The sequence below is a fragment of the Nitrospinota bacterium genome, assembly GCA_027619975.1.
Lineage (GTDB): Bacteria > Nitrospinota > Nitrospinia > Nitrospinales > VA-1 > JADFGI01.
In genome coordinates, this window is sequence record JAQCGX010000066.1 from 1 (window position 1) to 4,064 (window position 4,064).

At 48.0% G+C, this 4,064-nt stretch carries 4 protein-coding genes; all 4 read right to left on the reverse strand.

The window, feature by feature from the left end; genetic code table 11:
• Positions 1-175: 175 nt before the first annotated feature.
• Positions 176-826: a hypothetical protein gene (locus O3C58_14010; protein MDA0692965.1), complete on the reverse strand. Its 651-nt coding sequence runs from the start codon at positions 824-826 to the stop codon at positions 176-178.
• Positions 823-1,860 carry a Gfo/Idh/MocA family oxidoreductase gene (locus O3C58_14015; protein MDA0692966.1) on the reverse strand — a complete coding sequence of 346 codons (1,038 nt, stop codon included), beginning with the start codon at positions 1,858-1,860 and terminating at the stop codon, positions 823-825. Before O3C58_14015 ends, O3C58_14010 begins: the two co-directional genes overlap by 4 nt.
• Before the next feature lie 166 nt (positions 1,861-2,026).
• Positions 2,027-2,881 (reverse strand): flagellin, encoded by an 855-nt coding sequence (locus O3C58_14020; GenBank protein MDA0692967.1) that lies wholly within the window; start codon positions 2,879-2,881, stop codon positions 2,027-2,029.
• Between the two features lie 81 nt (positions 2,882-2,962).
• Positions 2,963-3,820, reverse strand: coding sequence for a flagellin (locus O3C58_14025; protein MDA0692968.1), 858 nt, complete (start codon positions 3,818-3,820; stop codon positions 2,963-2,965).
• Between the last annotated feature and the right edge of the window lie 244 nt (positions 3,821-4,064).

Here is a 4,064-nt window from a genome sequence, read left to right on the forward strand (position 1 = left end):
TATCAGTGGCATGGGCTTTCTAGCCCGTGCGGACAGGCTGGAAAGCCTGTCCCACTAAAACAAAACCATCTCCTTAAATTGACGATTAGGAGCATTTAGTCAATTTTTAGAGGTGCCCTTTAAATACCCCGCCCCTTGGGGCGGGGATCATTTAATGATTCTTGTACAGGCCGGGTCATGTGTAAAACAACCCTGCAACCCACAAGCTGTAAAACAACACAAAGCCGATACCCCAGATAAGAGCGGGCCGCGTTTGAATTTCTCCTGTTTTTTTTATGGCGTGCATGATAAAAAAAACTGTACAGGCGATCCACCCCAAAAATCCGAAAACGGCCATCATGGCCCATAAAGTTTTTGGAGGTTTTTCTTCGGCAAGCAGTTTCCAGTTTTCAGCCAGTCTTTCCTCATAAGATTTGGATTTTTCAGATTCTGATGTTGCCGGTTCTCTGGTCATCAGGACCGCAATTTTTTCATTGCACCGCAGAATCCAGATTTTACCGGGGGTGTAAAAACTGCGGACCGAATAAAAGGCTCCGCGAAGCAGGCGGTAGGCATTGAGGGCGCTTTCAAAATCTTTTTCCGCTTCAAATTTCTGGGCGACTTTCCATAACCCCTCCGCGGCGCGGTTCTGCAAATCCATTACGGGAACATGCCATTGAATCGACCGCTCATAATGGGTGACAGCATCCTCGAAATTATTCTTTGAGACAAATTCCTCCGCCAAATTAAACTCACTATTGGAGTTCAAGTATATTTTTGCCATTGTGCTGAGAACCAGGACTAATACCAGGCTCAAGATTAAGGATGCGTGGTTTTTAGGGTTCATCTCATTTTAACCCGTTTCCCGTTCAACTGGGCAGATTGATAAATGGCAAAGATGACCTCCAAAGCGTTCAGCCCGTCTCGTCCGCTGGAGACGCTGTCCTGCCCGGTGCGAATACAACGGACCATATCTTTGGCGCCGCCCGTGAAGGGACTCTGGAGACTTTTGGGTTCTGGAAAAACCGTCGATTGCAATTCCTGGAACCCGGTAAAGCGTTTACTTTTCTGAGTCAGATAGAGTTCTCTTCCATCATTGCCAATGAGGAGTCGGCCTTTTGAACCCTGGATATCCAATTCAAAATTGAAATAGTTTCTAGCGCCGCCTCCCTCGATAAAGCCCAGGGCGCCACTTTTAAAACGGATCATGGCGGAGGCGGTTTCCTCGATGTATTTTTTCCCGTGAGGCCGCACCTCGTGACCGGACACCCAATCCATGGGACCGCCAAAAAATAAAAACAGGTCCGTCAAGTGAGTTCCATCGTGGAAAAGAGGACCTCCTCCGTACGATTCGCGGGGGAGTTTTGATGGTTTCCAACTCAGCGCATTGCCAATGATGGTTCGTACTTCTCCTATTTTTCCCGATCGGATGATGTCTCTGGCTTTTTGATAGTAAAAATCCCAACGCCGTTCGTGGTTGATAATAAGTGGAATTCCTTTTTTCTCGCAAATCTTTACCATCTTCCGGGCTTCCGCCAGGTCAACGCTCAAAGGCTTTTCACAATATATTCCTTTAACGCCAGAACGGGCGGCTTCGATCACCATGCTTCCGTGAAGGGGAGTCCAGGTGGCGATGCAGACAATATCCAGGTTTTCCTGCCGGAGCATTTCCTGGTAATCAGTGTACAGGCGGTCAATGCCCCAACGCTTACCGAATTGTTTGAGCCGTGGCAGATCGACATCGCATCCGGCGATCAGTTTTACAGAGGCAAGCGAATTAAAGCCTCCAGCATGGGTGCAGGGTTTTCCGCGGAGAGGGTCCTCTTCGAGAAGACTGCCGATTCTTCCGCAACCGATGATGCCCACAGTTAATTTTTTCATACCACGCTGTATTATTTATTCTGAAATGTTCAGACGCAAAAAAACATTCCCGCCAAGAGGCGGGAATGCATTTGAAGAATGTTGCTAACAAAAAATATTAATAATAATTTTTGGCTTCCTTTTTTACTCGGATATTACTGAAGAAAAGTCAAAGCCGACTGCGGCGTTACGGCTGAAGCAGGGTCAAAGCCGACTGCGGCGTCAGGTTGGCCTGACCCACCATGGCCGCTCCCGACTGAACCAGGATCTGATTTTTTGTCAGGCTGGCGAGTTCTTCCGCAAGATCGGCGTCTCGAATGGTCGTCAAGGCGGTAGTCAAGCCTTCGATGGATACATTCAAATTGTTTTTTGCACGAGTCAGCTGGTTTTGGTTCGCTCCCACCCGGCCTCTTATTTGATTGAGGGTGTCAATAGCATCGGTCAAGGTTCCAATGGCATTCAGTGTTGTCGCCTCGGTATCAATGGACTCAGTGTCGAGTCCGAAGGCTTGGCTGGTGGCTGCGGTTACATTTAAGGACTCGTTGATATTAATTCGACTCTCTGTAGAGGAGTCGAGCCCGATTTGAAGGACAATCGATTCTGCAGACCCTGCTGCAAGGGAACCATCGATGAGTTTTTGACCATTGAACTCTGTGGTGTTCGCAATCCGATCCAGTTCTTTAGTGAGTGCTTCGAATTCCAACTGGATGGTTTTACGCTCTGTATCCCCAATGGTTCCGGTTGCGGATTGAGCTGCCAGTTCTCGCAATCGAATGAGGATACCGGCCTGTTCGTTCAAAGCGCCGTCGATTGTGTTGATCAATGCCAAGCCGTCGTTAAGGTTTCTGGCGCCTTGTTTTAAAGTTTGAATATCGGAATTTAGTCCCTCCGATATAGCCAGTCCGGCAGCATCATCTGAACTATTGTTGATGCGGATGCCTGAGGCAATGCGGGCAATTGAGGTTCCCAACTGAGACCGGCTTGACTCTAGTGACCTCTGAGCGTTGAGTGAAGATAAATTACTAAAAATTTGCAATGACATTTCTTTTCCTCCCTGAAAAGGTGTGGTTCTGTTTCATGTCCCATAAAAGATCAGCTTCCATGCTGAGCTCATTTGTTTAGTTTACTGAAGTAGCTGTAACACGGCCTGAGGTATCAGGTTAGCCTGTCCCACCATGGCGGTCGCCGCCTGCACCAGAATTTGATTTCGGGTCAGGAATGCAACTTCTTCTGCGATATCTGCATCCCGGATAGCGGATTCAGCAGCAGAAAGGTTTTCGACGGTGATGGATAGGTTGGCGATGGTACGAACCAACCGGTTCTGCACCGCACCCACCTTACCTCGCCCTTGCGTGACGGTGGAGATCGACGTGTTAAACGTTTCGAGAGCGGTGAGCGCCGCACCGGCGGTGGTTACGGATAGGTTGGCAATGCCCAGGCTGGAAGAGGTGATTGCCTGTAAATCCACTTCCGCATTCAAGTTGATCCGGCTGTTGACGGTGGAGTCGATTCCCACCTGGATCAGAATGTGGTTGGTGCTGGAAACGGCGGATGCGAGAGAACCATCGACCAGTTTTTGTCCATTGAATTCCGTGGTGGCCGCAATCCGGTCGATCTCGTTGCGAAGCGCGTCAAACTCCAATTGAATGGTTTGACGTTCATTAGAACCAACGGTTCCCGTTGCGGCTTGAGAAGAAAGTTCCCGGAGCCGAATGAGGATACCGGATTGCTCGTTCAGTGCGCCTTCGGTAACATTGATGAGGGATATGCCATCATTGGCATTTCTTATGGCTTGACGCAGAGCCCGAATGTCAGAGCGCAGCGCTTCTGATATGGCGAGACCCGCGGCATCGTCGGCGCCTCGGTTGATACGAATTCCTGAAGCAATCCGTTCTACCGATGTTGCCAAACGATCATTGTTAATGCCCAAAATCCTTTGAGCATTAAGCGAGGGAATATTGTTAAAGATTCTAATTGGCATGAACTTTATCCTCCTTGATAGTAGGAATACTCAATTTCCCAGCTTCAGCTTCCCTGCTGAAACTTTCCAGAAAAAATTAAAATTAATATTTGCCGACCTCTAATCGTTTTGGATGGAACCTCCTGAACATAAAATTTATAAAATGGATCTCAAAATAATTGAGTCCCTGGATGGTACTAGCAGGTTGCTGAAAAACTATTTTTGGGACCTTAAAATGTTAATTTCAAGTTTACTGTTAATTTAA